27 protein-coding genes and 2 tRNA genes are annotated in these 26,228 nt (G+C 62.1%); 8 read left to right on the top strand and 21 right to left on the bottom strand.

What is annotated here, in order from left to right; translation table 11 throughout:
• Window positions 1-243 precede the first annotated feature (243 nt).
• The 12 genes from KOM00_RS09950 to KOM00_RS09895 all read right to left on the bottom strand — a co-directional run bounded on the left by KOM00_RS09950 (window position 244) and on the right by KOM00_RS09895 (window position 8,443).
• A tRNA-Arg gene (locus tag KOM00_RS09950) sits at window positions 244-320 on the bottom strand.
• A 51-nt stretch (window positions 321-371) separates the two neighbouring features.
• On the bottom strand, window positions 372-887 hold the full coding sequence (locus tag KOM00_RS09945) for an adenine phosphoribosyltransferase (protein WP_216498760.1): 516 nt from the start codon (window positions 885-887) through the stop codon (window positions 372-374).
• A gap of 16 nt (window positions 888-903) precedes the next feature.
• Window positions 904-1,902 carry a sigma-70 family RNA polymerase sigma factor gene (locus tag KOM00_RS09940; RefSeq protein WP_216498759.1) on the bottom strand — a complete coding sequence of 333 codons (999 nt, stop codon included), beginning with the start codon at window positions 1,900-1,902 and terminating at the stop codon, window positions 904-906.
• Between the two features lie 42 nt (window positions 1,903-1,944).
• The gene (locus KOM00_RS09935; RefSeq protein WP_216498758.1) at window positions 1,945-2,592 is read right to left on the bottom strand and encodes a protein-L-isoaspartate(D-aspartate) O-methyltransferase; all 648 of its coding nucleotides are present in this window, start codon (window positions 2,590-2,592) and stop codon (window positions 1,945-1,947) included.
• A 60-nt stretch (window positions 2,593-2,652) separates the two neighbouring features.
• Window positions 2,653-3,399, bottom strand: a complete 747-nt coding sequence (surE, locus tag KOM00_RS09930) for a 5'/3'-nucleotidase SurE (protein ID WP_216498757.1) — start codon at window positions 3,397-3,399, stop codon at window positions 2,653-2,655.
• Window positions 3,400-3,515: 116 nt separating this feature from the next.
• On the bottom strand, window positions 3,516-4,253 hold the full coding sequence (locus KOM00_RS09925; RefSeq protein ID WP_216498756.1) for an RNA methyltransferase: 738 nt from the start codon (window positions 4,251-4,253) through the stop codon (window positions 3,516-3,518).
• A gap of 139 nt (window positions 4,254-4,392) precedes the next feature.
• Entirely contained in the window at window positions 4,393-5,031 is a 639-nt protein-coding gene (locus KOM00_RS09920) for a DedA family protein (RefSeq protein ID WP_216498755.1), read from the bottom strand.
• Window positions 5,032-5,103: 72 nt separating this feature from the next.
• Window positions 5,104-5,940 (bottom strand): L,D-transpeptidase, encoded by an 837-nt coding sequence (locus KOM00_RS09915; protein WP_216498754.1) that lies wholly within the window; start codon window positions 5,938-5,940, stop codon window positions 5,104-5,106.
• Window positions 5,941-6,021: 81 nt separating this feature from the next.
• Window positions 6,022-6,966 carry a methylmalonyl Co-A mutase-associated GTPase MeaB gene (meaB, locus tag KOM00_RS09910; protein ID WP_216498753.1) on the bottom strand — a complete coding sequence of 315 codons (945 nt, stop codon included), beginning with the start codon at window positions 6,964-6,966 and terminating at the stop codon, window positions 6,022-6,024.
• 172 nt (window positions 6,967-7,138) lie between these two features.
• Window positions 7,139-7,543, bottom strand: a complete 405-nt coding sequence (locus KOM00_RS09905) for a cobalamin B12-binding domain-containing protein (RefSeq protein WP_216498752.1) — start codon at window positions 7,541-7,543, stop codon at window positions 7,139-7,141.
• A 34-nt stretch (window positions 7,544-7,577) separates the two neighbouring features.
• On the bottom strand, window positions 7,578-8,108 hold the full coding sequence (gene cobO / locus KOM00_RS09900) for a cob(I)yrinic acid a,c-diamide adenosyltransferase (RefSeq protein WP_216498751.1): 531 nt from the start codon (window positions 8,106-8,108) through the stop codon (window positions 7,578-7,580).
• 260 nt (window positions 8,109-8,368) lie between these two features.
• Window positions 8,369-8,443: transfer RNA gene (locus KOM00_RS09895), tRNA-Val, on the bottom strand.
• A 341-nt stretch (window positions 8,444-8,784) separates the two neighbouring features.
• Here KOM00_RS09895 and KOM00_RS09890 point away from each other — a divergent pair.
• The 6 genes from KOM00_RS09890 (at window position 8,785) to KOM00_RS09865 (ending at window position 15,489) form a co-directional block, all read left to right on the top strand.
• On the top strand, window positions 8,785-10,446 hold the full coding sequence (locus KOM00_RS09890; protein ID WP_216498750.1) for a glycosyltransferase family 39 protein: 1,662 nt from the start codon (window positions 8,785-8,787) through the stop codon (window positions 10,444-10,446).
• A 60-nt stretch (window positions 10,447-10,506) separates the two neighbouring features.
• The gene (locus tag KOM00_RS09885; RefSeq protein ID WP_216498749.1) at window positions 10,507-11,547 is read left to right on the top strand and encodes a bifunctional UDP-4-keto-pentose/UDP-xylose synthase; all 1,041 of its coding nucleotides are present in this window, start codon (window positions 10,507-10,509) and stop codon (window positions 11,545-11,547) included.
• A 14-nt stretch (window positions 11,548-11,561) separates the two neighbouring features.
• Window positions 11,562-12,725 (top strand): DegT/DnrJ/EryC1/StrS family aminotransferase, encoded by a 1,164-nt coding sequence (locus tag KOM00_RS09880; RefSeq protein ID WP_216498748.1) that lies wholly within the window; start codon window positions 11,562-11,564, stop codon window positions 12,723-12,725.
• Window positions 12,722-13,660, top strand: a complete 939-nt coding sequence (locus KOM00_RS09875) for a glycosyltransferase (RefSeq protein ID WP_216498747.1) — start codon at window positions 12,722-12,724, stop codon at window positions 13,658-13,660. Before KOM00_RS09880 ends, KOM00_RS09875 begins: the two co-directional genes overlap by 4 nt.
• A complete protein-coding gene (locus tag KOM00_RS09870) occupies window positions 13,650-14,561 on the top strand; it encodes a formyltransferase (protein ID WP_216498746.1) in 912 nt (303 codons plus the stop codon). The genes KOM00_RS09875 and KOM00_RS09870 overlap by 11 nt, the downstream gene beginning before the upstream one ends.
• A gap of 19 nt (window positions 14,562-14,580) precedes the next feature.
• Window positions 14,581-15,489, top strand: coding sequence for a polysaccharide deacetylase family protein (locus KOM00_RS09865; RefSeq protein WP_216498745.1), 909 nt, complete (start codon window positions 14,581-14,583; stop codon window positions 15,487-15,489).
• Here KOM00_RS09865 and KOM00_RS09860 read toward each other — a convergent pair.
• The 8 genes from KOM00_RS09860 to KOM00_RS09825 all read right to left on the bottom strand — a co-directional run bounded on the left by KOM00_RS09860 (window position 15,486) and on the right by KOM00_RS09825 (window position 24,243).
• A complete protein-coding gene (locus tag KOM00_RS09860) occupies window positions 15,486-15,977 on the bottom strand; it encodes a WbuC family cupin fold metalloprotein (protein ID WP_216498744.1) in 492 nt (163 codons plus the stop codon). The genes KOM00_RS09865 and KOM00_RS09860 overlap by 4 nt on opposite strands.
• A 122-nt stretch (window positions 15,978-16,099) precedes the next feature.
• Window positions 16,100-19,303 (bottom strand): PAS domain-containing sensor histidine kinase, encoded by a 3,204-nt coding sequence (locus KOM00_RS09855; protein WP_216498743.1) that lies wholly within the window; start codon window positions 19,301-19,303, stop codon window positions 16,100-16,102.
• A 309-nt stretch (window positions 19,304-19,612) separates the two neighbouring features.
• Window positions 19,613-20,425 (bottom strand): PAS domain-containing protein, encoded by an 813-nt coding sequence (locus tag KOM00_RS09850; RefSeq protein WP_216498742.1) that lies wholly within the window; start codon window positions 20,423-20,425, stop codon window positions 19,613-19,615.
• 23 nt (window positions 20,426-20,448) lie between these two features.
• A complete protein-coding gene (locus KOM00_RS09845; protein WP_216498741.1) occupies window positions 20,449-21,096 on the bottom strand; it encodes an outer membrane protein in 648 nt (215 codons plus the stop codon).
• Window positions 21,097-21,240: 144 nt separating this feature from the next.
• Entirely contained in the window at window positions 21,241-21,651 is a 411-nt protein-coding gene (locus KOM00_RS09840) for a response regulator (RefSeq protein ID WP_216498740.1), read from the bottom strand.
• Window position 21,652: 1 nt separating this feature from the next.
• Window positions 21,653-23,500, bottom strand: coding sequence for a sensor histidine kinase (locus tag KOM00_RS09835; protein WP_236026872.1), 1,848 nt, complete (start codon window positions 23,498-23,500; stop codon window positions 21,653-21,655).
• A gap of 50 nt (window positions 23,501-23,550) precedes the next feature.
• Window positions 23,551-23,697: a hypothetical protein gene (locus KOM00_RS09830; RefSeq protein ID WP_216498738.1), complete on the bottom strand. Its 147-nt coding sequence runs from the start codon at window positions 23,695-23,697 to the stop codon at window positions 23,551-23,553.
• A gap of 99 nt (window positions 23,698-23,796) precedes the next feature.
• Window positions 23,797-24,243 carry a thioredoxin family protein gene (locus KOM00_RS09825; protein ID WP_216498737.1) on the bottom strand — a complete coding sequence of 149 codons (447 nt, stop codon included), beginning with the start codon at window positions 24,241-24,243 and terminating at the stop codon, window positions 23,797-23,799.
• A gap of 158 nt (window positions 24,244-24,401) precedes the next feature.
• Between KOM00_RS09825 and KOM00_RS09820 the strand changes: the two genes are divergently transcribed.
• Window positions 24,402-25,223 carry a polysaccharide deacetylase family protein gene (locus KOM00_RS09820; protein WP_216498736.1) on the top strand — a complete coding sequence of 274 codons (822 nt, stop codon included), beginning with the start codon at window positions 24,402-24,404 and terminating at the stop codon, window positions 25,221-25,223.
• A 75-nt stretch (window positions 25,224-25,298) separates the two neighbouring features.
• Window positions 25,299-25,481: a hypothetical protein gene (locus KOM00_RS09815; RefSeq protein ID WP_216498735.1), complete on the top strand. Its 183-nt coding sequence runs from the start codon at window positions 25,299-25,301 to the stop codon at window positions 25,479-25,481.
• 73 nt (window positions 25,482-25,554) lie between these two features.
• On the opposite strand, the gene KOM00_RS09810 is transcribed toward KOM00_RS09815, so the two are convergent.
• Entirely contained in the window at window positions 25,555-26,151 is a 597-nt protein-coding gene (locus KOM00_RS09810) for a hypothetical protein (protein WP_216498734.1), read from the bottom strand.
• Between the last annotated feature and the right edge of the window lie 77 nt (window positions 26,152-26,228).

The raw sequence follows: 26,228 nt of genomic DNA, 5'->3' as shown, positions 1-26,228 counted from the left end.
GCTGTCTTTTGTCCTCGCACTCATCGGGTATTTCGGTATTGCGAAACGAATTTACAAATAATAGAGGGACGCATAACCAGGCGCTCAGACCGCGACCGGGCGCTAAGGCTGCCCGTCAGGTCAAGCGCTGACCCGTTGAGCAGCAAAAAAAAAACGCGTTCGTCTGCACGGCAAAAAGTTCACTCAAAAGTTCACTCGGCCAAAAAAAGGGTTACGGCCAAAACCGTAACCCTTTGTATTTATTGGCGTCCCCGAGACGATTCGAACGTCCGACCCCTTCCTTAGGAGGGAAGTGCTCTATCCTGCTGAGCTACGGGGACAAGTCAGACGGACTTTATACAATACAGCCGCCTGTTTGGCAAGATTTTTTATTAAAACTTCAGCAGGGAGAACACCTTGCCCTCGGGAAGCCTCTTGGCTCCCTCCAGGAATTCGAGCTCTGCCATGAAGCAGCACTCAACCAGCTCGACGTCCATGCTGTTGATCATATCGACCACGGCGGCCATGGTACCGCCGGTGGCCAACAGGTCGTCGGCAATCAGCACGCGATCCCCCTTGTTGAAGGCGTCGGTATGGATCTCGAGGGTGTCGGTCCCATATTCGAGGTCGTAGGTTTTCTTGAAGGTCTTGGAGGGAAGCTTGCCCGGCTTTCTCACCAGCACGATGCCGGCTCCCAGCTTGTAGGCAAGGGCGGCGCCGATGATGAAACCGCGGGCCTCGACGCCCACAACCTTGTCGATCTTCTGCCCCACGTAACGGTGGGACAAGAGGTCGACCATGCGCTGAAACGACTTGGCATCCCCTAAAAGCGTGGTGATATCTTTGAAGAGGATCCCCTTCTTCGGGAAATCCGGGATGTTCCTGATGATGCTTTTAAGATCTTCCATATCCAAAACCCGCTCCTTATTTCGCAGTAGTTGCGCCGCGCCCCATTATGTCGGTGGCTTCGACGATCTTTCTCAGTTTTTCAAGTGACTTGGCCTCGATCTGGCGGATGCGCTCGCGGGTCACCCCGAAGCTGCGCCCGATGGTGTCCAGCGTCTGCGGATCCTTGTCGTCCAGGCCGAAACGAAGGGTGAGGATCTTCTTCTCGGCGTCGGACAGGGTCTCGAACCACTGGGAGACCAGTTCATACTTGTTCAGGTCCTCGAGCAGCACCGCCGGCGATATGGTCGAGGTGTCCTCGATGGTGTCGATCAGGAAGTAGTCGTTGTTCTCCCCCATGGGGCGCTCGATGGAGTAGGTCTTCTTCAAGAGCACCATGAGCCGGCGCACGTAGGTAACGTTCACTTCCAGCGCGTCGGCAACCTCCTTGACGCTCGGCTCCCGGTTCATCTTCTGCACCAGCTCCCGGGTCACCCTGAGCATCTTGTTGATGTCGTCGGAGACGTGCACCGGCAGCCGGATGGTGCGCGACTGGTTCACCAGGGCGCGCTCGATGGATTGCCTGATCCACCAGGTGGCGTAGGTGGAGAAGCGGCACTCCTTGGAGAGCTTGAAGCGCTCGACCGCCTTGATGAGCCCCATGTTCCCTTCTTCGATGAGATCCAGGAAGGGAAGGCCGCGGTTTATGTAGCGCTTGGCGATCTTGACCACGAGGCGCAGGTTGGAGACGATCATACGGTCGCGCGCCGCCTTGTCGCCCTGGTCGATGCGCGCCGCGAGCTCCTTCTCCTCATCGGCGGTCAGAAGCTTGGTCTTCTGGATCTCGCGCAGGTACAGCTTGATGGCGTCGTCAAAGTGCTCGACGACGGCGGCCTTGATCTCTTCTTCCTCGACCTCGGCCGGCCCGTCCTCTTCGACCTCCTCTACCTCTTCGAGTTCGAGTGAGTCCGGGTCAGGGTCCTGCTCGCCATCAAGAAAGAGAGGGTCCTTCTCTTCTAAAAGCTCGTCGTTTTCCATGCCAGACTCCTTTGGCGAGGCTTGGTGTTGCCGCCGCCTTTGCTACTGCTCGTCGCTCCAGCCGTTTTTGCCTATCAGCTTTACGAAGCGGCAGTCGTCCGCTTCCTCGCGGGTCACGCTCCCGTCGGAAGCCTTCTTTATCACTACGAGTTTCTGGTCCAGGCGGTCCCCGACCGGAATGACCAGGCGCCCGCCCGGCGCCAGCTGCTCTACCAGGCACTCGGGGAGCGCGGGTGCCCCGGCGGTGACCAGGATGGCGTCAAAAGGCGCCTCCTCGGGCCACCCCTCGGTGCCGTCGCCTATCTTCAGGTTCACGTTCAAGAGTCTCAGGCTGTCCAGCGCCTTGCGGGCCTTCATGGCCAGCGGACGGATCCTCTCCACGGTGCAGACCCGGTCGGCCAGGGTGGCCAAAACGGCGGCCTGGTAACCGGAGCCGGTGCCGAGCTCCAGCACCTTCTCCCGCCCGGTCAGGGCAAGCAATTCGGTCATGCGCGCCACGATGTAGGGTTGAGAAATGGTCTGCTTCTCTCCGATCGGCAGCGATCCGTCGCTGTAGGCCTGGGAGGCCATCGCCTCCTCGACGAAAATGTGTCTGGGCAACTCGAGCATGGCGTTGATCACCCGCTGGTCCGTGATGCCGCGTTTCACCAGTTCGGCGACCATCCTCTTGCGTGCTACAGCTGAATTCATTCCCCCCCCCGATCTTTGGCAGCGGGGAAATATACCAAATGACGGGCTAAAAGTCCAGCATCACGGCAGTTCCCAACCCTGCAGCTCGCCGATCGCGGCGTGGTTGGTGAGGTCGATGTGCAGCGGAGAAATGGAGACGTGACCGCGCGAAACGGCGTAAAAATCGGTGCCGGGTGCGTCCTGGAAACTGAGGTCGACGGTGCCGATCCAGTAGTAGTTCCTGCCGCGCGGATCGACCTTGTCCACGATGGTCCCTTCGTAGCTGCGCCTTCCCTGGCGGGTGATCTGCGCCGGGAGGAGTTTTTCGGCGGGAAGGTCGGGCACGTTGACGTTCAGATAGGTATCGCGGGGGAGCCCGCGGCACTGGACGCTTTGCGCCAGGGAGGCCGCGAAGGCGGCGGCCGAGTCGAAGTTTTCGCCGCCGCTGCGGGTGACCAGCGAGACGGCAATGGCGGGGATACCCATCAGGGTCGCCTCCAGGGCCGCCGCAACCGTTCCGGAATAGGTGACGTCGTCGCCCAGGTTCGCACCGCGGTTCACCCCGGAGATGACCAGGTCCGGCCGGAAAGAAAGGAGGCTGTGGATGCCTAGGTTCACGCAGTCGGTAGGGGTGCCCTCGACGGAGTAGATGTTGTCGGCGATGCGGGCGGCCCGCAAAGGATGGTGCAGCGTGAGTGCGTGGGAGACGGCGCTCTGCTCGCGGTCCGGCGCCACCACTACCACCTCCGCCACTTCCGAAACCCTTGCGAGCAAAGCGGCCAGGCCGGGAGAGTGCACACCGTCGTCGTTGGTAAGAAGAACTTTCACTGTGGGTCCCTCGTGGTCAGGTAAAGCGGAAAAGCTCCGGATGCGACGCCCCCCCTACCCATCCCGATTCGGCGGTGCGGTGGCCAACCTTAACACATTTTAACAACGCACGTCAATCAGGCGCCCTTCTTCCCCTTGAACTCGGCGCAGGCCCAGTCGATCTGGGAGAGAAGGCCGCGCAGCGAGGCCACCTCGCGCTCGTCCAGTTCCGCGCGCGAGAAGACGCGCCGCATGGTGCGCATCATGTGGTCGGGGTTCTGCGGGTTCAAGTAGCCGATCCGCAGGAAGGTCTTTTCCATGTGGGCGTACATCGGTTCCAAAGAAGCAGAGCCTGCCAGTTCGCGTGCGGCCTTGACCGGCGCAGGGGCGGCCCCTTTCAGGAATTCGTAGCAAAAGATCAGCACTGCCTGGGAGAGGTTGAGCGAGCCGAACTCGTCCGCCGTCTCGATGGTGGACTGCCAGCGGCAAAGCGCCACCTCGTCGGTGGTGAGCCCGCTGTCCTCGCGCCCGAACACCAGCGCCAGCCGGCTGTTCGGCGCGCAAACGGCAAAGCGCTCCACGATCTCGGGAGGGGTGCTGATCTCGGAGCGGTACTTGCCGTGGCGCCTCGTCGTGGCCACCGAGTATTCGCTGTCGGCGATGGCGTCTTCAAGCGAGGTGAAGACGCGCGCGCTCTCCAGAAGGTCGCGCGCGGAGACGGCGAACTTGATGGCGTCCAGGTGATCCACCTGGCAGGGGTTGACAAGGCGCAGGTCGCGCAGCCCCATGTTCTTCATGGCCCTGCATACCATGCCTATGTTTCCGGGACTCTGGGTCCCGACCAAAACGATGGAAACTCTTTCCTTCAAATCCATGCAAATGCCCTTCGTCTCTACTGCGGAATGTGCGACCGGAAGCCGGACCGCGGGCGGCATTAGACCACAACCAACGGGAATTGACAATTGACAATTGAGGGTCGACGACGGAGAACCGGGAGAGAAAAGGTTTCGGCCTCTAACGGTGGTTGTGATTCATTTTGGGACGGTGGGGACGGGACTTGATCCGCTTGAGCCTGGCCCGCGCGTGCCTCTTGCGCCACCTGTGCGCCACGAAGTGGCTGGACCACAGGCAGGCGATGATTCCGGCCAGGGCAAGCATCAGGTACGGCTCGTAGCTATGCAGGTCCTCGATGAACAGCGACGCGGTCTTGCCGAAGAGGTATCCGGCCAGGGAAAACAGGACGGACCAGGTAAGGGCGGAGAGGAAGTTCAGGAAGAGGAAGCGGCGCGAGGGAAAGGTGGTCATCCCGAGGATGACCGGAAGCACGATCCGGAACCCGTAGGTATACCGGGAGACGAAGGCGACGAAGGTACCGTAGCGCTCGATGAGCCGCAAGGCCTTCCCGAATTTCCGGGAGAAGGCGGTGAACAGCCGCAGCAGCTGCGCCCCCTTGGTCCGGCCCAGGTGGAAATAGAACTGGTCCCCGAGGAAGGAACCGACCAGCGCGGAAAGCATGACCAGGTAGACGTCGAGGTACCCCTGGAAGGCGAGAAAGCCCGCAAAGATGAGGATGGCCTCCCCTTCGAGGAAGGTCCCGAGAAAGAGCACCCAGTAGCCGTGCGCCTGCAGGTATTCCCTGAATAGCTCCTGCACAAAAGCTCCAGTTGTGACAGTGGGATGACCGCAGATTCAGTGGCGGACACAACTGGAGAGTATAGCGCGTTATTACTTGCGGTAAACGGGGTTGGTGCCTCTTACTTCGACAGCGGGAGCGTCTTCCAGCTCCTCCAGGTCCCCGGTGTCCCCTTCATACTCGTTCTCGCCTACGGCCCAGGCGTAGAACTTCTGCGAGTCGACCAGTTGTGGCTTGTCCGGGATCCCGTACACCCTGTTCTGCATCCCTTCGTCGTAGAGCCCCACGCAGCCGTGCGAGGCGGGCTTGCCGGGAAGGTCGCGGGCGTGGATCCAGTAGGAGACGTTGTCGGGGCCGATATGGAAGCGCATGGCGTTGTCCATCGGGTACTGGCCGCTCTCGTCCTCGGTCTTGTACAGGGAAGAGGTGTGGTTGCGATGACGGGCATCGATGCGGAAGACGCCGACCGGGGTCTCGTGGCCGGGTGCACCTGTCGCGGCGGGCGCGGAGAACTTGAGCCTGCCGTTTTCGTAGGCGCCCATCCACTGCTCGGTCATGTCGATCAGTATGTACTTGTCGTAGCGCTTGGCCTCGGGATACTCCTGCGGCATGGGGGTGTAGCTGCGGGCGGCGACCATGTCGACCGGGACCTTGATGGTCATCCCGGGATAGACGTGGCGGCGGTCGATGCGGTTGAAGCGGGCGACGGTGACCCAGTCGGCGCCGTAGAGGGATTCCAGGGTTTCCTGCGGCTCGATGAAATGGGCGCGCCAGGGGACCTTGGCGAGGCTCGGATATTCTACCCGGGAGAGGTCTTCCTTGGCCGGGTCCTGCGGGTTGGGTCCGGGCTCGGAAGTTGCGGAGGGGTTGTAAACGACGATGGAAAAAAGGATCACCAGGACCAGAAAAGCCAAAACCTTACGTAACATCTTGCCAGCTCCCAACCGAGAAACGACTAATGGGGCCTTGCGCCCCATTTCGTTCTAATTAACACCTTTGCCCCCGCTCGGTCAAGAAAAAGCGCGTCCCGCCATGACTTTCTGCACCGCGCTGTAGGGGTCGGTGCTCTTGTCGCGCATGCCGGCCAGGATCTCCTGGTACTGGCCGTTGCTCTTGATCGCCCCGAAGACGGTCTCGAAGAGCTCCTCCCTCAGGGTGTCGGTGAAGAGCTTGACGTTACGCTCCTCGATCAGGCGCTGCAACGCCCCCGACTCCTTCAGGTAGACGTGGTGCGCGTCGAACTCCTCCACCAGCGCGTCGATCCCCACCCCTCGCGCCCCCTCGGTCTGCAGCACGCGCGGCGCCCATCCTGCCGGGTCCGGGTGCTTCATCTCCAGCATGGTGGTGAGTTCGCGGGCGGTGCGGTCGGCACCTTCGCGGTCGGCCTTGTTGACCACGAAGACGTCGCCGATCTCGAGGATGCCGGCCTTGATGGCCTGGATGTCGTCCCCAAGGCCCGGCACCATGACCACCACCGTGGTGTGCGCGGTGCTGACGATGTCGACCTCATCCTGTCCTACCCCAACCGTCTCGATGACGACGACGTCCATCCCCATGGCATCCATCACGTTGACCACGTCGGTGGTCGAGCGGGAGAGCCCCCCAAGGGCCCCACGCGTGGCGAGGCTGCGGATGAAGACCCCGGCGTCGTCGGCGTGGCGGTTCATCCTGATGCGGTCGCCGAGGATGGCGCCACCGGAGAAGGGGCTGGTGGGATCGATGGCCACCACCCCGACCAGGAGGTCCTTCTTGCGGTAAGCGGAGACGATCTGGTCGACCAGGGTCGACTTGCCCGCCCCCGGGGGGCCGGTGATGCCGATGATGTAGGCGTTGCCGGTGTGGGGGTAGAGGGTTTTCAGTTCCTCGATGGCGCTCTTGAAGCGGTCATCGATATCGCGCATAAGGCGGGCGGCGGCGCGTATGTCGCCGTCCAGCACGCGTTCGGCAAGGGTCATGGGAGGCTCCGAAATCTGTTCTACGTTCTACGTTCTATGTTCAACGTTCTACGTTAAAAATCGCAGTGCACCAAGTGATACGCCGCGGGCTGCCTCTTTGGCAACTGCGCGGCGCACTTGTTTCATTACCGGGCTCAACGTAGAACCTAGAACGTAGAACGTCCGTTAGCTGTTAGGCGTGGGGCGTTATGTTGTCGCGAACCCAGCCGACGATGGTCTCGGTGGAGGTGCCGGGGGTGAAGACCTCGGCGATGCCGGCCGCCTTGAGCCCGGGGATGTCGTCCTCGGGGATCACGCCACCTGCCATCAGGACGATGTCCGAGGCATCCTTCTCCTTCATGATCTCCCTCACCGCGGGAAGCAGGGTGTTGTGGGCCCCGGAGAGGATGGAAAGCGCGACCAGGTCGACGTCTTCCTGGATGGCGGCGGAGACGATCTGCTCCGGGGTCTGGTGCAGACCGGTGTAGATCACCTCGAAACCGGCATCGCGAAACGCGCGGGCGATGATCTTGGCACCCCTGTCATGGCCGTCAAGACCAGGCTTTCCCACCAGCACGCGAATTCTTCTTTCAGCCATGGCAAACCTCCGATATCAGTAAATTCAATGGAATCTATTTCTCGATGCCGACGCGCGCGTTGACGCCGGCTTTGTAATAGTGCTTGATCTCGCACATCTCCGTGACCAGGTCCGCCGCCTCGATGACCTTCTCGTGGGCGTTGCGGCCGGTAAGCACCAGCTCCACCTGCGGCGGCTTGCTGGCCAAAAGCTCGAGCACCCGCTCCACCGGGACCAGCCCCATGGAGACCGAGCCGTTGATCTCGTCCAGTATCACCAGGTCGTATTCGCCTCCGCAGACCTTCTCGGACGCCAGCGCGAGCGCCTCTGCGGCAAGGTCCTTGTCGGTCTGGTGCGGGTTGTCCTTGTTGACCCACCCCGGCCTTCCGGTCTGGATGATGGTGAGAAAGGGAGCCAGCTTCTCGGCGGCCATCTGCTCGCCGTAGGGCCCTCCCCCCTTCATGAACTGGATCATGCAGACCTTGAGCTCGCGGCCGACGGCGCGCAGGGCGAGCCCCAGCGAAGCCGTGGTCTTCCCCTTGCCGTTGCCGGTATACACCTGAATAAGACCGCGTTCCAGTTTCACGAATCACCTCTGCCCGCAGCAGGGAAATTGACACCGCGCTCCGAGACCCCGCACGGGGAGCCTCAAGAGCGACCGCAATATAGCAACAGCTCACGTAAAGTGTCAAGGCGAAAGAGCCGCAGCTAGAACGACGTTAGCCGAACAAGGGGGGAGTGAACGACCTGCAGGTGGTTCTAGAAATGGTGAACAGAAAGGAGGAATCAGGGTGAAGGGTGCAACGAAAAAGGCCAAGTCATGGGACTTGGCCTTTGTTGTGTCTTTGGTGGGCGATACTGGGTTCGAACCAGTGACCCCTGCCGTGTGAAGGCAGTGCTCTCCCGCTGAGCTAATCGCCCGAAGTGTTCTGTGTATGTAGCAGATGGCTTTTTCGATGTCAAGGGTTGTTTCTCTGCAGTCAACCTGTCCCCAGCAACGTGCAGCGCAACTATTTCGATGCCGTCCGCACTTATTGACCAGCACGCCGGTCCAAAAAATTTCCCTTCCCACCGTTGATGACACTTCCCCTTCCGGCGAATGGCAATCACTTTTACAGGGCAACCACACCGTGCGCTCCATTTATGACAATATTGTCATTTAGATGTCATATCCGGGTAATGCGGCATAACCTAGTATCGGCCCTTTGAGTGAGTATACCCACCGTCGCGTGACGAACCGGTCACCTGGGGAGCAATCCACAATGCCACTTCAGCTGGACTATCTGACCCGGTCGCATGAATCGCGGCGCCGGGACCTTTTGCTGCTCACCTTACTGTTCGGGTTGCTCTTTCTCCAACTTCTCGGCCACTTCCCCCTCGTCGACCCGGACGAGGCGCGCTACGCCGAGATCCCCAGGGAGATGCTGGAACGCGGCGACCTGATCACCCCGCTGCTTAATTACGTAAAGTACTTCGAGAAGCCGGTGCTGTTGTACTGGCTGAACGCCATCTCCTTTTACCTGTTCGGCATCAGTGAATTCTCGGCCCGGTTGGTCTGCGCCCTGAGCGGCCTCGGCACCGTACTTTTCAGCTACCACCTGGGGCGGGAACTCTTCGGCCGCCGGACCGGACTCCTCGGAGCCCTGGTACTTGGCGGATGCACCGGTTTCCTGATTCAGGCGCGGATCAACATCACCGACATACCGCTTACCTTCACCATGACCGTGGCGCTGGGGAGCTACATCCTGGCCGCCCGCGACGCCGACCACCCCAGACCGGGCTATTACTATCTCTTCTACCTCTTCGCCGCGCTGGCGGTACTGGCCAAGGGGCTGATCGGCATGGTGCTTCCCGGCGCGGTCATATTCTGGCACATCGTGCTGACCCGCCGCTGGCGCATCCTGAAGGAAATGCGCCTGGGCACGGGGCTCTTGCTGTTCCTGGCGGTTGCGGCACCCTGGTTCGTACTGGTGTGCCAGCGCAATCCGGAGTTCTTCCAGTTCTTCTTCATCCATGAACACTTCGAGCGCTTCCTGACCAAGGTGCACCGCCGCTACCAGCCGTTTTGGTACTTCATCCCCATCCTGTTCGGCTTCATGATCCCCTGGTCCTTCTTCATCCCCACGGCGCTGCGCAACTTCTGGCGCAACCGGGCCCTTCCGGGGGGAGAAGCGCGCCTTTACCTCGCCCTTTGGGCCATCATCATCTTCGCGTTTTTCTCGAAGTCCAACTCGAAGCTGCCGGCGTACATCCTGCCGGTGTACCCGGCGCTGGCGATCCTGATCGCCGGGGTGTTCGACCGCGCCTTCAACGGCGACTTCCGTCCCCTGCGCCGCCCGGCCCTTGCCTTCGGCTGGCTCCTGGTCCTTCTGGGGTGCGCGGCGCTGCTCTACCCGCTGGTGGCGCACAGACCGCTGGTCGGCCCCATCGGGGGGCTCGTCATCGGCTCCATCTTCATCCTGCAGGGGGCCGTCGCGCTGGCAGCGGTGAAGCGCGGGGACCCGCGGCAGCTCTTCGTGGGCCTTCTCGCCGGTTCCATCCTCCTCTTTCTGACCGCGCCCCACATCGTCTTCCCGCTCTTCGTGGAGCGCAAATCGTACCGCGAACCGGGACAGATCGTCAAAAAGCTCGCCGAACCGGACGCGGTGCTGGTGAGCCAGGGGTTGCGCCAGGGACTGAGCTACTACGCGGAGCGCCGCTGCGTCATCTTCGACGGCCCCGGAGAGATCGAGTTCGGCAGCAAAATCGGCGACCAGTCCGCCTGGTTTTTGAACCGCGACGGGTTCCGTACCCTCTGGAACGGCCCCAAACCCGTGTACGCCATGATACTGCGCGACTATCTGGACGAGCTCTCGGGCGGCTCCGCCATCAAGCCGCGCATACTGTGGCAGAGCTCGAAGCACTACCTCGTAACCAACAGATAAAGAATTCTGTTCCGGCCGGCCTCTGCCCGCCGGAGACAATCAGCAGCAAAGGAGAGACATATGAAAGTACTGATCCTGGGTGTGAACGGCTTCATCGGCAACGCCCTTACCCACCGCATCCTCACCACCACCGACTGGGAGGTCTACGGCCTCGACATGGCCTGCGACAAGCTGGAGCGGTCCATGGGACACCAGCGCTTTCATTTCCTTGAAGGTGACATCACCATCAACAAGGAGTGGATCGAATACAACATCAAGAAGTGCGACGTGGTGCTGCCGCTGGTGGCCATCGCCACCCCCATCACCTACGTCAAGGACCCGCTGCGCGTCTTCGAACTCGACTTCGAGGAAAACCTCAAGGTGATCCGCCTCTGCGCGAAATACAACAAGCGCGTCATCTTCCCCTCCACCTCCGAGGTCTACGGCATGAGCCCCGACCGCGAGTTCGACGAAGAGAACTCGCCGCTCATGCTCGGCCCGATCAACAAGGAACGCTGGATCTACTCCTGCGCCAAGCAGATGCTGGACCGGGTCATCTACGCCTACGGCGCCCACGAGGGTCTGCGCTACACCCTGTTCCGCCCCTTCAACTGGATCGGTCCCAAGCTGGACTCGATCAGCACCGCCAAGGAGGGAAGCTCCCGGGTGCTGACCCAGTTCCTCTACAACATCCTGGCCGGAGAACCGATCCAGCTCGTGGACGGCGGCGAGCAGCGCCGCTCTTTCACCTTCCTCGAGGACGGCATCGACTGCCTGATGCGCATCATCGAGAACCGCGACGGCTGCGCCGACGCCCGGATCTTCAACATCGGCAACCCCGGCAACGACCTCTCCGTGAAAGAGCTGGCGCACAAGCTGCTCGAACTGGTCAAACAGTATCCCGATTACCGGGACAAGGCAGAAAACTGCCGCATCATCGAGGTCACCTCGGGCGAGTACTACGGCAAGGGATATCAGGACATGCTGAACCGCGTCCCCTCGGTACAAAACGCGAAGAAGCACCTGGGGTGGGAACCTATCACCTCCGTGGACGACGCCCTGAAGCAGACCCTCGACTTCTACCTGATCGAGCAGCGGGAAACCATCCAGCACCTTTTGTAATCTCCGGAGGCCACGTGCGCAGCGAGTTTCTACCCTTTTCCACACCGACCATCGAGGATGCCGAAATCAACGAGGTGGTCGACTCCCTCAAGTCGGGCTGGATCACCACCGGACCCAAGGTGAAGCGCTTCGAGGAGGAGTTCCGTGCCTATGTGGGCGCACCGTTCGCGGTGCCCCTCTCCTCCGCGACCGCCGGGCTGCACCTGACCCTTCTGGCCCTGAAATTCCAGGAGGGGGACGAGGTGATCACCACCCCGATGACCTTCGCATCCACGGTGAGCATCTGCGTCCTGTGCGGGCTGAAACCGGTCCTCGTCGACATCGAGCCGGGGACCCTCAACCTGGACGTCTCCCTGGTGCGCGAGAAGATCACCCCCCGCACCCGGGCCATCATACCGGTGCACTTTGCCGGGCAGCCCTGCGACATGGACCCGATCTTCGAACTGGCCCGCGAGTTCGGCCTAGCGGTGATCGAGGACGCGGCCCACGCCGCCGGAACCGAGTACAAGGGGCGCAGGATCGGCTCCCTCGACAGCGTCTCCATCTTCTCCTTTCACCCCAACAAGAACATCACCACGGGCGAAGGCGGCATGCTCTGCACCCCCGACGAGGCGCTTGCCGAGGAGGTGTCGCTCTTGAAGTTCCACGGCATGAGCCGCGAGGCATGGAAGCGCTTCGCCGCCAGCGGCACTCCCAACTACGACATCGTGCTCCCCGGCTTCAAGTACAACATGATGGACATCCAGGCCGCCATCGGGATCCACCAGCTTCCCAAGCTGGATGGCTTCATCGACCGGCGCACCGAGATCGCCCATTTCTACAACGAGGAACTGGCCGACGTCTCAGAACTGAGCCTCCCCGCGTACGCCCCCTACCCGCAGCGGCACGCCTGGCATCTCTACACGCCGCTTGTGAAGATCGAGCGCCTCTGCATCGACCGCGACGGCTTCATGGCGAAGCTGAAGGAGCTCAACATCGGCAGCGGCCTGCACTACAAGGCGGTGCACCGGCACACATGGTACCAGGCCAACCTGCCGCAGCCCGAAAACTCGCTTCCAAACGCCGACTATGCCTCCGACCGGATCCTCTCCCTGCCGCTCTTCCCGAAGATGACCCGGGATGACGCACGGGACGTGGTCGATGCCGTGAAGGAAGTGATAGCAAGGAACCGCAAATGACCCCCTACCTCTCCATCGTCGTTCCCGTCTACAACGAAGAAGGGAACCTGGACAACCTGATGAAGCGGCTCTACCCGGCTCTGGCCGGGATGGGACGTCCCTTCGAGATCATCTTCACCGACGACGGCAGCCGCGACCGGTCGCTGGAAATCCTGAAGCGGCTGGCGAACGACTACCCCGAGGTGCGGGTGATCGAGTTCAACGGCAACTTCGGTCAGCACATGGCCATCATGGCGGCCTTCGAGATCAGCCGGGGCGAGATCATTGTCACTCTGGACGCGGACCTGCAGANCCCCCCCGAGGAGATCCCCAAGCTGGTCGCGGAAATGGAGAACGGGCACGACGTGGTGGGTACCATACGGCACAACCGCCAGGACTCGATCTTCCGCAAGAGCGCCTCGCGTCTGGTCAACATCACCACCCGCAAGATGACCGGCATGAAGATGACCGACTACGGCTGCATGCTGAGGGCCTATCACCGAAACGTGGTGGACAACATCAACCGCTGCAGCGAGGCGAGTACCTTCATCCCCGCCCTCGCACAGACCTTCGCCGCGAGCCCCAGCGAGATCGAGGTGGCGCACGCGGAGCGAAGCGAGGGGGAAAGCAAGTACTCCTTCTACAAGCTGATCCGCCTGAACTTCGACCTCATGACCGGCTTTTCCGTGGTGCCGTTGCAGCTCTTCGCCCTGACCGGCATCGTCACCGCGCTGGGCGCCGTCGCCTTCGCCCTGTTCCTGCTCATCAGGCGCTTCGTGGTCGGCGCCGAGGTCGAGGGGGTCTTCACCCTGTTCGCCATCCTGTTCTTCTTCATCGGCATCACCATCTTCGGGATCGGGATCGTTGGGGAATACGTGGGAAGGATCTACCAGGAGGTGCGGCGCAGGCCGCGTTTCGTGGTACGCAGGATCTACGGGGGGAGCGATGAAGGATAAGGTCGTCGTCTGCGCCTACCACAACGTCGGCTATCGTTGCCTCGAGGAGTTGCTGCGCCAAGGGGCCGACGTCCGTCTCGTCTTCAGCCACGAGGACTCCCCGGGCGAGCAGATCTGGTTCCAGTCGGTCTGCGGGCTCGCGGCACGCCACGGCATCCCCTGCCTGACCAGCAGCATCAACGCCCCGGAGAACCGCGAGATCCTGGCGGAACTCTCCCCGGATTTCCTGCTCTCCTTCTACTACCGCAACATGATCACCCCCGAGGTGCTGTCACTGGCCGGGCGCGGCGCCCTCAACATGCACGGCTCCTACCTCCCGAAGTACCGCGGGCGCGTGCCGGTCAACTGGGCGGTGATCAAGGGGGAGACTTCCACAGGGGTCACCCTGCACTACATGGTGGAGAAGCCGGACGCCGGCGAGATCGTCGACCAGGAGCGGGTGGAGATCGCCTTCGAGGACACGGCCTTCGACGTCTTCAACAAGGTGACCGAGGCGGCGGTAGAGGTGCTGCGCCGTTCATGGCCGCAGTTGATCGAGGGGAGCGCGCCGCGCATCCCGATGGACCTGAAGGCGGGCAACTACTGCGGCGGCCGCAGGCCCGAGGATGGCCGCATCGACTGGAACCTGAGCGCGGTAGAGATCTACAACCTGGTGCGCGGCGTCACCCACCCCTACCCCGGAGCCTTCACCACCCTTGCCGGCCAAAAGCTCCTCGTCTGGCAGGCCTTCCCTGTCGAGGGAACCGGGGGGCCGGGGCGCGTCGTGTCGACGCAACCGCTTTTGGTGGGCACCGGCAGCGGCCTCTTGGAAATACGGCGCCTTCAGTTCGAAGGGAAGACGGAACTCTGCGCCGCCGACTTCGTCGCAGCCACGCCTTGCCACGGCGCGCTTTTCACCTGAGCCAGGGAGCCTAGACCGCATGCACCAATACGAGCCACAGACCGTAGCCCTCAAGGTCGACGTCGATACCTACTGCGGCACCCGTGACGGGATCCCGAACCTGCTGCAGCTTCTCGAAGCCTTCGGGGTCCGAGCGACCTTCTACTTTTCCTTGGGCCCCGACAACTCGGGGAAGGCCGTGCGCCGCCTCCTCCACAAGGGTTTCCTGGCCAAGATGCTGCGCACCAAGGCGCCGGCCATGTACGGTCTGAAGACCATGCTCTACGGGACCCTGCTTCCCGCGCCGATGATCGGCAAGGAACTGGGGGAGGTGATAAGGAGCGTGCGGGATGCCGGCCACGAAACCGGGATACATTGCTGGGACCACGTGGAGTGGCACGACCACCTGCACAGGCTCTCCCGGCAGGAGGTCGAAGCGGACTTGGGGCGGGCCTTTGCCGGCTTCGAGGAGATCTTCGGCTCTCCCGCCGCCACCTGCGCCGCCCCCGGCTGGACCGTAAGTGCCGCGTCGTTCGAGGTCCAGGACTCCCTCGGCCTTGCCTACTGCAGCGACACCAGGGGGGAGTTCCCCTTCTACCCCGTCTTCAACGGCAAACGTTTCCAGACCCTGCAGGTTCCTTCCACCTGGCCCACCATGGACGAATTGATCGGCGAGAACGGGATAACCGCCGCCACGGTCAACGACATCTACCTGAGGCGGCTGCGTTCCGGGTTGAACGTGCACACGATCCACGCGGAACTCGAGGGGAAAGCCCTCACCCACGCCTTCAAAGACCTGCTCACCCGCCTCACCGGGCGCGGCGTGCGCTTTCTTACGCTCAGGGAAGCGGCCACCGAGTACGGGGCCGAGGCGCCCGACTGCTCCGTGGAAATGGCTTATCTCCCCGGCAGGGCGATGCCTGTGGCCTTGCAGGGATCGGCTCTCTAGGCGCCGCCTTCACCGCAACCCGGCCAGCGCTGCCCCACTTCGGCATTACGGAACCAGCGCATGAGCTCCTTGTACGCATCGTCATCGGCGGCAGGGGACCAGGGGGAGAAGTCTTCCTCCTTGAAGGGGGCGTACGGGCCGCACTTCACTTCGAAGATGACACCGCCGTCGTCAAGAGAAAGCACGGCATGCCACCCCCCCGCCGGGATTTCGACGGCGAAGCCCCCCTCCCCCAGCACGGCACGTTCGATCACCACGCCGCCATCGTCGAAGGTCAATACCACGAAACGCCCCCGCAGAGGGATCAGGATCTCCCATGTCTGCCGATGGTGGTGGGGGCGGATGTAGGTGTCCGGCTCCATGGCGATCGCCAGGCGCTGAACCGGGTCGGACAGATCGGAATGAAGGTTGCGATTCATCCGTTTGCGCGGGGATTGTTGCGCTTCGCTGCTGAGGCTTGTGAGATCGTCGAAATCGAGTTTTTTCATGAGGTGCTCCGGTAAGGTAAGGGTGGATGGGTATGGCGCAGGGCTAATCCGCCGGCTCCGCACCGGCCTGGTTCGCAGGGCTTCGCCGGATGCCCGGGTCAGCCGCGCTGTTTCGTCGGGAGCTATCCCTCGGCCGAGCCGGCCAGGTCAGGGGGGACGGCGATGGTAACCCGCGTCCCCGCTCCCATTTCGGTTTCGATCCTGAGCTCTCCCCCCAGGTATTCGATCTTCCTGCGCAGGTTGAAGAGGCCGAACCCTCCGGAGCGGCTTTTCTTCCTGGCCACCTCCTCCGGGTCGAAGCCGGTACCGTTATCGGTTATCTCGATCACCATGCGGGAGCCGTCGTTGCCGAGCCTGATCCGGGCCAGGCTGCAGTGCGAATGCTTGACGACGTTCAAAAGGATCTCCCGCACCGCCTGGAAGATGGAGGAGCGGACCTCGTACCTGAAGGGGAGCGGGGTATGGTCGTCGACAAGCTCGAAGTTCAGCCCGTAGTTCTCCCTGAGCTCCTCCGCCAGCCACTTTATGGCCGCACCGAGCCCGGCGTTGGCCAGGATGGGGGGCCTCAACTGGAAGGTCAGGGACCGGATGTCCTGGATCGACTGGGAAAGGAGATTGTCGATCTCCTCGGCCAGGCCGATCTCCTTTTCTGAAGAGAGCTCGTTGGCGAGCCACTGCAGCTTCAGCTTCACCAGGATGAGGTGCTGGCCGACCTGGTCGTGCAGTTCGCCCGCTATGCGTTCCCGCTCGCGCTCCTCGGTGAGGGAGAGCTCCTGGGTCAAGGCCTCCATCTTCTTCTGGTGTTCGAGGATCTGACCTTCGGCCCGCATGCGTTCCTCGACCTCGGCACGCAAACGGGCGTTGGTCGCGGTGAGAGATTCCGTCCTCGCCTCGACCTGCCGCTCCAGCTCGTGGCGGGCGTTTTCGAGGGCCATTTCGGCCAGCTTGCGCTCGGTGATGTCGATGGTGACCTGGATGGCGGATTCCATCCTCCCGCCGTTGACCAGCGGCCCGAGCACCGTCTCGAACCAGCGCGAGGTGCCGGCGTCCCCAAGGCCGGAGACGATGATCCGCTGCGGGAGCCGCTGCGCGAAGGTGCGCTCCAGCGCCGCGCGGTAGACCTCTTTGCTCTCCCCTTCGATATAGTCATACGAACTGGTTCCGATGACCGTTTCGGGATCGAACCCCTCCGAGCACCTGTTGATGAACTCGATGTTCCCGGCGCGGTCGACGTTGGTGACCAGGAACGGGGCGTTCATCACCAGGTTGCGGAACTTGAGCTCGCTCTCGGCGAGTTTCAGTTCTAGATTCTTGCGCTCGGTGATGTCCTGGGCTATGCCGAAGATGACGGTATCATCGTGTGCGACCTCCGGTCTGATCAAGGTGTCGTGGAGCCAGATCCATTCGCCGCTGCGGTCACGCACGCGGTACTCGACATGCTGCTCCCCCTGCCCCCTGGCCCGCACCTCGGCGATTACACCCATCACCTTGCCGATGTCATCCGGATGAATGGACTCTTTCCAGAGCATCGGGTTGTCGTAAAACGCCTGCAGCGGGTAACCAAAGACCTTCTCGACCTGAGGCGAGTAGAAGAGCCCCCCCCGCTTGGTTGAGTAGTTGTAAATGATAGCCGGCACGTTCTCAAGGAGGTTGCGGTAGAGCCGTTCTCCCTCGCGCAGCGCCTCCTCCATAAGCCTCCGCTCGGTCACGTCCTCGAGCAGCCAAAGGGTCCCTTTGGACAGGTCCGGGGGGTAGATGGCCTTGCCGACGTACCTGACCCGCAGGCGGGCGCCGTCCTTTCTTATCAGCTCCTGCTCGGTTTCGTACGGCAGCCCCTGGGCCAGAACGGAATACGCTTCCCTGCCGAGTTTTTCGTAGGCCTCGTCGGATGGATAAAGCTTCCGGGTGGTCTGCAGTTCCATCTCCTTTTTCGAGTACTGGAAGAGCTCTTCCGCCTTGCGGTTGATCCAGACCTGCCTTCTGTCCACGATCTTGAAAATGGCGATGGGTGCGTTCTCAAGGATGATGCTCTGCTCCTGCATCACGCGGTCCAGCTCATCATGCGCCCTTTTAAGCTCGGTGATGTCGCGCGAGATGCCGAAAAGGCCCGAGGGTTCCCCGGTGACGTCGAACAGGGGCCCCTTGGTGGAAAGGAAGGTGACGGTCCTGCCGGACGCGTCGCAAACGACCTCCTGGTAGGTGTTGACCACACCGGACTCGATCACCTTCCGATCGTAGGCCATCACCGTTGCAGACTCCTCCGGCGAGAAGAGAAAGCCGTCGTCCTGGCCGAGCACCTGCGCGGCGCTCTTTCCCACGACCCGTTCGGCAGCGGCGTTGAACAGCGTATAGCGCCCGAGCAGGTCCTTGGCGAAGATGGCATCGGAGGTGCCGCTTATGATGTTCGCCAACAGCATGCGGCTTTCCTGCAGTGCCTTTTGGGTCGACTGCTGCTCGGCAATGACCCGCTGCAGCTGGGCGTTCATCTGCTCGAGCTCGCTGATGCGCCTGCGTGACACCTCGCCGAAGGCCTCGGCTATGGAGTGGCCGGTGTCGACGATGGATTTCCAGAAGCTCAGGACGCCGATCAGTATGCAGATCCCGCCGGTGTACTGCGCCGTTCTCCCCGCCCACCCCATGGGGCTCCCCACCGACTTCTGCAGCAGGACACCCGTGAGCCCCGTGGCGAAGAGCGCCAGGCCGGTCGCGTACCAGCGCAACAGTTCCAACTGCAGCTTCAGGTACCGTTTCAGGGACAAAGCGGCAGTCGCCGCGTAAAACAGGATGGTGGCGGCCAGCACCGCCTTCCCGGTCAGGGTCGGGCCGGCTCCCTGGACGATGAAGGGGGCGGCAAACCCGGCAACCGCGGCTGCCACGATGCCGCCTGAGACCAGGACGACGCCGAGGTAGCTCATAAGGAGCAGGGGGAGTCGGAGCCCGGCGGGAGTGTCCTTGGCACCTAATAGCGGAGCCAGCGCGCCCGCAAAGAGCAGCAGACCGCTCAGGAGGGCTGCGCTGTTGTAGATGGTGACCGTTATGTTGGGTCCGTTGGGCTGACCTATGAACCATCCCGAGACAGCCCCCCCGGCCCCCAGGGCCAGCATGCCGCAACCGAGCATGAGCAGGGGGACGCGTCCGACGGCCAGGAACAGCCTGGTCGAGATGAATACGATGAAGAAAGGGATGAAGGCGAGGAAGACCGTGTTGAGAACCGGCAGCAGTGCCGTCGGCTCCAAAACAGCCTGCGGCTCCGCCCAATAAAGCGTGGCTATCAGTGTGGCGAAGCAGGTGAGCAGCGGCGCCGCGATGTTACCGAATCTGAGCATAACTAACCACCGTTAACAGCGTCCTGCAGGGCGAACCTGAACGTGACGTAACAATTACTGACTAATCGACTCGTTGACTGTGCATCTTGATATCGTTTTGCTTCTTTGTAGCCGTTTCGCCGCCTCTACTGAGAGGAAACCGCCCCTGGAGTCAGCACAAAATATCAATACAACAAGCTTATTACAACGAAATAATCTCGCGGGAGCCCCGTCCCTATTGCAGCATCCCCCGCTGCCATGACGTCGCAAAAGAAAAGGCCAAGTCTTGCGGACTTGGCCTTTTCCTGTGTTCGGCGGCGAAATGAAAGCCTAACCTTCCCGTTTGGGAGCCGGCCGGTGGGTGATGTCCCGGTCTATACCCCGGAAACCGACGAAGGCACCGTTCCCGTCGAAGATGGGAACGGCGCTGGTCTCGAGGAGCACCTCCTTGCCGTCTTTGCGGAGGTTGACGTTCTCGAGGTTGTCAAACGGCTCCTGCCGGGCAGCGAGTTCGCCGAAGATCATGAGCAGCCGGTCTGCCTCGTGTGCCGGCATGAGGTCGAAGGGGGTCTTCCCAACCACCTCCTCGGGGGTGTAGCCGAGCAGGTCGAACACCTTTGGACTGACATAGGTATAGACGCCATTGGCGTCCACCTCCCACACCAGGTCCGAGGTCACCTCAACCAGCGCCTTGAAACGTTTCTCGCTTTCACGCAGTGCCCCCTCGACCTGCTTCTGCCGGCTCACGTCCAGCATGACGATGCGGCACTCGTGGTGTTCCTTGGATACGGCCGACTCAAGCAGCACCGGCGTTTCGTTGTGCAGCCTTACCTCGCAATTGACGCCGTCCCTGCGACAGCAAAGGCGCTCCAGGTAATCGAGCAGGGCCGGGCGGTCCTCCTTGACCACCAACTCCAAAAAGTCCTTCCCCAGCAGCACCACGCGGTCCCGCTGCAAAAGGGCGCAACAGGTAAGGTTGACCTTTTCAATGCGCCGCCCCTCCCCGATGGTCAGGTAGCCTACCGGGGCGAAGTCGTAGAGTTCGGCGTACTGGGCCAGTGCCCTGTCCAGCTGGGCGTAGGCGTCGAGCAGCTGCTGGTTTTGCCGTTCCAGTTCCTGGTTCTGAGCACTCAGATCGTCCATGGTCGCCCCGTGTCAACTCCCCGTCAGAACTTGAATCTGAGCCCCATCGTGGCGTTGTGCGACTGGACCTCGAACTCGGTATTGATGAAGGACGCCTTCGAGGTGCCGAAGTAGCGGTAGGCGAGGTCGAGGGAAAGCTGCCGGTTCAGGGCGACCTCCAGGCCGCCGCCCGCCTGGTAGGCGAACACCACCTGGTCGTCGGCCTCATAAAGGAAATCTCCAGCACGGCTGAATACGTCGTTCAGGTGCAGCGCGGCGAAGCCTATGCCCCCTCCAAGGTAGGGGGTGATGGGGCTGTCGTTGTGCAGGTCGATGAACGCGTTGGCCATGAAGGCCGTGGTATCGACGCTGCCGTCCGCGACCCTGAACCGCTCACCGGTGTCCCGGTCGGTGACCGCGTTGAGCTGCAGGTCCTTGTAGGAGATCTCCCCTTCGAGACGCATCATGCCGAAGTCGAAGCCCAGGGCACCCCCTACGTTCAGGCCGGGATCGAACTTGATCCGGTCGTTGAAGACGGTGCCCCCACCGAAGCTGGTGGCGTCGACGGTCTCGGGGACGGTCACCCCGACAAACCCGGCGACGTACGGTCCCGGGCGGGGGGGAGTCGCCATAGCGGCGGCGGGAAGGGCAAGCAAAGTCAGAACGAGAATGGCGAGCAGGTTCTTTTTCATGGGCTTCCTCCTTGTGTGCGGCAGGTCTCTTTGATCGCATCGACATCTTGACAGCAAACGACGAAAGTATACAGCGTACCGGCCTGCTTGTACACTCTCTCGTTGTTCACCTCGCTTTATAACGCATCGCTACGCCGCACCGGTTCAGTTCTTACCGGCGCCGTTAAACGACATGGCCCTCACCGTTGCCAGCGACTCATCGATCGCCGAGAACAGATCCCGGTAGTCGACCGGTTTTTCTATGTAGTGGTCGAGCTTGAAACCCGCCCCTACCGAGTGTTCCAGGGTAGCTCTTCCTGCATCCGCGGTGATGAAGATGAACTGCACCTGCGGCTTGATCCCCCTGATGGCCTGGACCATGGCGACCCCTCCCATCTCGGGCATGTTGACGTCGGTGATGACGATGTCCACGTCCCGTTCCTTGAAGAGCTCCACCCCCTTCCTGCCGTTCTCCGCGGTGCAAAGCTGCAGGTCGCCATACTTGCGCCGCAGCACGACGGAGAGGATCTCCAGGGTGTCCCGATCGTCTTCTACAAGCATCAGCGTGGTTGGCATGTCAAACCTCTATCCTGAATTGGGCGCCCCCGTCCACGTTGCACGCGGTGAGGACGCCTCCCATATTCTTCTCGATGATGGTCTTGGACATGAAAAGCCCGACACCGGTGCCGGCCTGGGGCCCCTTGGTGGTGAAGTAGGGGTCGAAGATCCGGTCCATGATCTCTTCGGGTATCCCGCCGGCGTTGTCGGTCACAGTCAGCACCGTCCTCCCCGCTTGTTCCGTGATACGGACCCGCACGGTCGGGGCGACCACCGCGCGCTCGGCGATGACGTCGCGCGCGTTCAGCAGGACGTTGAGCAGGACCTGGGCGAACTCGTTGGGGTATCCCTCGATGGTGGGGTCACCCTCCTGCTGCACCTGCAAGGAGACCCCCAGGGACTGAAGGCTGCCGTCGACCAGCGACAGCACCTTGGCGACTTCGTCGGAAACCTTGAAGCGGATCTTCTCCTTGTCCGGCCTGAAGAAATTCCTGAAGTCGTCGATGGTCTGCGACATGTGCTTCACGATCTCCATGGACTTGGCCGCGTGTTCCTTCAGGAACTCCCGGTCGAGCTCTCCCAGCTCGTGAAACAGCAGGGGCTGCTGCACCAAAAGCCCCAACGCGTTCAGCGGCTGGCGCCACTGGTGGGCGATGTTGCCCACCATCTCCCCGAGGGCCGCCTGACGGCTTTGCTGGGTAAGGAGCTGTTCCTGCCGGCGCACCTCCTCCATGGCCCGGCTCCGCTCGACGGTCTCGAGCCGGAGCTCCTCGATGGTGAGGGAGAGCTGCCGCTCCGCCTGGTCCCTTTCCTCGGCCCGGCGATGCAGCAGCTGGGAAGCCTGCACCAGTGCCTCCGCCAGCTCGGAGGCCTCCTTGGAGTCCGTGCCGATCGCCGTCGCCACCTCGCTGCGGCCGATGGCCAGCGCCGGCTCCACCAGCGACTGGATGTCCTTTGCGATCCGGCTCGCGATCCAGGAAGCGAGCAGTATCCCCAGCAGGGATATGGCGACGCCGACGCCCACCGCCCAGCGCATCCAGCTGTAGATCTCTCCGAGCGCGGTTTCGGTGGGGACCGCGACGGCGACCGTCCATCCCGTGAAGGGGGATTTGGAAAAGGCGGAAAAGGTGGGCACCCCCTGGGAGTTTTTCAGGCTGATGGTCCCCTCGTTGGCCCGCGACATGGCCGTGCGGAGATCCCCGGTGATCTGCCTCCCCACGAATTCGGCCAGGTTACGGGTACGGGCGGTGATCACCCCGTTGCGGTCCACCACGGTCCCGTACCAATCCTTGAACACGTTCTGGCTTTGCAGCACGGAGGAAAGGACCTGCGAGGGGAAGGACATCGAGAGGTCGTAGGCGACGACGCCGTCGATGACGACCGGCACGTCTATGGCGATGACGGCGCGCTTGGTGACCGCGCCGCGAAAGAGGTCGCTGACGATGGGCTTCCCCCCCTCGAAGATGCGGCGCACCGTGTCGGGGTTGTTGCGCTTTGGGAGCCTGCTCCCGAGGGGACGGTAGGTATTGACCAGTTGCTGCCCGGTGCCGTCCGCAACGATGATGTCGGCGCCGGGGTAGTTCTTGAGGATTTCCTTGCTCTGCTGGTGGAGGGCGACGAAGTCCCCCTTCCTGAAGGACGGCGAACTGCCGAGTGCGGTGAGGGAGGCCTGCGCGTTGGCGAGTTCCCGATCGACCGCCATGCTCATCCCCCTCGCGTTCTCGAGCAGGTCGCGGCTCACCTGGTCCAGCTTGGTGACGTAGGCATGACGCGCCATCAGGGCGGCTATCAGCCACACCGGGAGGACGCAGGCGGCAACCAGGGTGGACAGCTGGCTGCGTATTGTGGGTTTTCCCTGTCGAAACATCAAGTTCCTTACTCCACCCCCCAGGTCTCACTCCCGCGGCGTGGCGCGTTTCATTCCAGCATCTCGGTGAGTATGGCATCGAGGGTCTTACCCTCATAAAGGCTCTCCAGTAACTTGTGCAGGGTGGTCTGGATGCCCTTGTACTGGCAGTTGGCCACCAGCTGATTCTCCAGGATCTGCAATTGGTCCCGCGTCATTGACACCTCCCCATTCTCATTATGAAGTTGCAGAGAGTAATTCTGCCAAACACCGAGTCACTGTCAATGAGGATCGACCCCATCTGTGCCAATACCATGTCATCCCCTCGCCTGCAAACGCCTGAACCAGGCGAGCACCGCCTCCGCCGACTGGGCCCCGGCCAACTGCTCCAAAGATTTCCCGTTGCGCAGCAGATGCAGCACGGGGATGCCTCGCACCCCGAAACGTCCCGAGAGCGCAGGGCTTTGCTCCGTATTTACCTGGACCACCACGGCCTCCCCGGCAAGGAGTGCCGCCACCTTCCGCACCGCCGGTGCGAATGATACGCAGTGCGGTCACCAGGGGGCCCAGAACTCGGCGATTACCGGCCCTGGGTACGCGGCGATGAAGGCATCGAAATCGGTGTCGTTGAGCTCGCGGGGACGGCTGTAGAGAGGCGGGAGTTTGCCGCGGCAGTTGCCGCACACCCCGGCCACCCCCTCCTTTTCCTGGGGGATGCGGTTCAAGGCGCCGCAGCCGGGACATCTGAGCTGGAAGGATGACATATGTTACCTCCTTTGCGAAGAGTCTGACCTGGTGAATTCTACCATCACGCCGGCCGTCCATCCCGTTCCTTTCGATACCAGCCGCATTCTGCGTTTCACATTTGCCAGCTTTCTGGTATGTTGGGATGTTCCAAAATCAACCGGAGGTTTTGCACCGTATGAAGTACCGTATCCTTTTCCTGCTCCTTGCCATCGCCCTATTGGCCGCACCGGGCGCCCGGGCCGTCACCCCTGCCGCCAAGCCGGCCCAGCCCGCCGTCAGCCAGGGGGTCAACGTCCCCATACTCCTGTACCACCGCTTCGGGCCCACCGTGGCCGACGGGATGACCATCAAGACCTCGGTCTTCGAGGAACACCTCAAGTACCTCAGGGACAACGGCTACACGGTGATCCCGCTCAGGAAACTGGTGGACTACTACCTGAAGAAGGGTCCCGCGCCCGCCCCCAAATCGGTGGTGATCGTCGAAGATGACGCGCACAAGACCGTCTTCAGCGACATGCTGCCGCTGGCGAAGAAGTACAACGTCCCGGTCACCGTCTTCGTCTACCCCTCCGCGATCTCCAACGCCAAGTACGCCATGACCTGGGAACAACTGAAGATCCTGCAGAAGAACGGCTTCGACATCCAGTCCCACACCTTCTGGCACCCAAACTTCAAGCACGACAGGAAGAAGATGCCCCCCGCCGAGTTCGAGAAGTCGGTGCAGACCCAGCTCAAGAAGTCCAAGGCGCGGCTGGAAGAGAAGCTGGGGACCAAGGTGGACCTCCTGGCCTGGCCCTTCGGCATCTACGACGACTACCTGCTTAAAAGGGCGGCCGAGGCGGGCTACGTCGCGACCTTCACCATCGAGGCGCACCACGCCGGTCCCGGCGACGTGGCGATGAAGCTGCCGCGCTACCTCCTGATCAATGCGGACCAGGGAAAATCCTTCGCCCGCATCGTCGAGGGGACCGCTCCCAAGAGAAACCTGGTCTACTGACCCGGCAAAACAGAAGCGGCGCACGGCAATGGCGCCGGCGCCGCTTTCAAAGTCACACCCTCGGTGAACGGTTACATGGAAGACAACAAAGGGTCCCAGAGCTGCAAGAAACACCCCTGCCCTGACTGCACCTTCTGCCAGTGGTGTTCCGACGACAGGTGCAGGATGTGCCGGGGCAAGCATTGCGCAGGAAAGAAACTCTCCAGCGCCGAACAGATCGCGCTTTACGAAGCGCTGAACCAGAAGAAGCCAGCCTAGAGCCACCCCCGTTTCAGCCCCCCCCTTTCAAATCCCTCAAGTACTCTTTCCTCGATCCGAATAGTAGCTTGGGTCAGATGTCCGTCCCCTGCCGCACCGCCACGTTTCTGACTGCCACCCGCGCTTTCACGCCGCACAGTTCGCGGAAAAGGGAGGCCAGGTACCTGAAGGTCACCACCTTGTGGAAGAAGGACTGCGTCATGCCGTAGCAGAGCTTGCGCAGCCTGGAGGGGTTCCTGCTACCCAAAAGGAGCGGGCAGTAGTCGGAGAGCTGCACCGTGACCCGCCCCCCCTCCGTGCCGGCCGCGCTCAGCAGGGAGAACATGCCGCTGTCGCATTCCCCGGGCTGAACCAGGAGTCCTCCGCTGATGCAGAGATGGGCCGCCTGGGTCCCCCGGTCCTCCTCGAAGCGGGCCGCGCTGAAGGCGAGCAGGGCGCAACGGGTCCCGGTGATCCGGAACTCGACGCCGCTCGGGTCCTGGACGGGGGTGATCAGCCCTAGGGTGCAGCGCCGCACCACCTTGAAGTAGTGCTCGAGCAGGAAGGTCGGGGTGGCCCGCAGCGCCGCCTCGGCGGGGATATCGATCCACTGCACCGAATAGACGGAGGAGTCGGGTAGCAGTATCTGCTGGCAGCAGATTTCCAGTTCATGCTGTAGGGGCTCGGCCATGAAGGCTCCGGGTGATGCAGCGAAGTTGGCGGCGAAGGACAACATAGCACAGAGTGGGCCCGGTTGGCTACGGAGCA

This window comes from Geomonas diazotrophica (assembly GCF_018919385.1).
Taxonomy (GTDB): Bacteria; Desulfobacterota; Desulfuromonadia; order Geobacterales; family Geobacteraceae; genus Geomonas; species Geomonas diazotrophica.
The sequence above is the reverse complement of the archived record's forward strand: the minus strand, read 5'-3'. Positions and strand labels throughout refer to the sequence as shown.

Bases quoted from the DNA above. Each gene is read 5' to 3' on its own strand.
- KOM00_RS09945 (WP_216498760.1), bottom strand. From the start codon at position 887: ATGGAAGATCTTAAAAGCATCATCAGGAACATCCCGGATTTCCCGAAG.
- KOM00_RS09940 (WP_216498759.1), bottom strand. From the start codon at position 1,902: ATGGAAAACGACGAGCTTTTAGAAGAGAAGGACCCTCTCTTTCTTGAT.
- KOM00_RS09935 (WP_216498758.1), bottom strand. From the start codon at position 2,592: ATGAATTCAGCTGTAGCACGCAAGAGGATGGTCGCCGAACTGGTGAAA.
- KOM00_RS09925 (WP_216498756.1), bottom strand. From the start codon at position 4,253: ATGGATTTGAAGGAAAGAGTTTCCATCGTTTTGGTCGGGACCCAGAGT.
- KOM00_RS09915 (WP_216498754.1), bottom strand. From the start codon at position 5,940: ATGTTACGTAAGGTTTTGGCTTTTCTGGTCCTGGTGATCCTTTTTTCC.
- meaB (WP_216498753.1), bottom strand. From the start codon at position 6,966: ATGACCCTTGCCGAACGCGTGCTGGACGGCGACATACGCGCCGCCGCC.
- KOM00_RS09905 (WP_216498752.1), bottom strand. From the start codon at position 7,543: ATGGCTGAAAGAAGAATTCGCGTGCTGGTGGGAAAGCCTGGTCTTGAC.
- KOM00_RS09890 (WP_216498750.1), top strand. From the start codon at position 8,785: ATGCCACTTCAGCTGGACTATCTGACCCGGTCGCATGAATCGCGGCGC.
- KOM00_RS09885 (WP_216498749.1), top strand. From the start codon at position 10,507: ATGAAAGTACTGATCCTGGGTGTGAACGGCTTCATCGGCAACGCCCTT.
- KOM00_RS09870 (WP_216498746.1), top strand. From the start codon at position 13,650: ATGAAGGATAAGGTCGTCGTCTGCGCCTACCACAACGTCGGCTATCGT.
- KOM00_RS09865 (WP_216498745.1), top strand. From the start codon at position 14,581: ATGCACCAATACGAGCCACAGACCGTAGCCCTCAAGGTCGACGTCGAT.
- KOM00_RS09860 (WP_216498744.1), bottom strand. From the start codon at position 15,977: ATGAAAAAACTCGATTTCGACGATCTCACAAGCCTCAGCAGCGAAGCG.
- KOM00_RS09855 (WP_216498743.1), bottom strand. From the start codon at position 19,303: ATGCTCAGATTCGGTAACATCGCGGCGCCGCTGCTCACCTGCTTCGCC.
- KOM00_RS09850 (WP_216498742.1), bottom strand. From the start codon at position 20,425: ATGGACGATCTGAGTGCTCAGAACCAGGAACTGGAACGGCAAAACCAG.
- KOM00_RS09845 (WP_216498741.1), bottom strand. From the start codon at position 21,096: ATGAAAAAGAACCTGCTCGCCATTCTCGTTCTGACTTTGCTTGCCCTT.
- KOM00_RS09840 (WP_216498740.1), bottom strand. From the start codon at position 21,651: ATGCCAACCACGCTGATGCTTGTAGAAGACGATCGGGACACCCTGGAG.
- KOM00_RS09835 (WP_236026872.1), bottom strand. From the start codon at position 23,500: ATGTTTCGACAGGGAAAACCCACAATACGCAGCCAGCTGTCCACCCTG.
- KOM00_RS09830 (WP_216498738.1), bottom strand. From the start codon at position 23,697: ATGACGCGGGACCAATTGCAGATCCTGGAGAATCAGCTGGTGGCCAAC.
- KOM00_RS09820 (WP_216498736.1), top strand. From the start codon at position 24,402: ATGAAGTACCGTATCCTTTTCCTGCTCCTTGCCATCGCCCTATTGGCC.
- KOM00_RS09815 (WP_216498735.1), top strand. From the start codon at position 25,299: ATGGAAGACAACAAAGGGTCCCAGAGCTGCAAGAAACACCCCTGCCCT.
- KOM00_RS09810 (WP_216498734.1), bottom strand. From the start codon at position 26,151: ATGGCCGAGCCCCTACAGCATGAACTGGAAATCTGCTGCCAGCAGATA.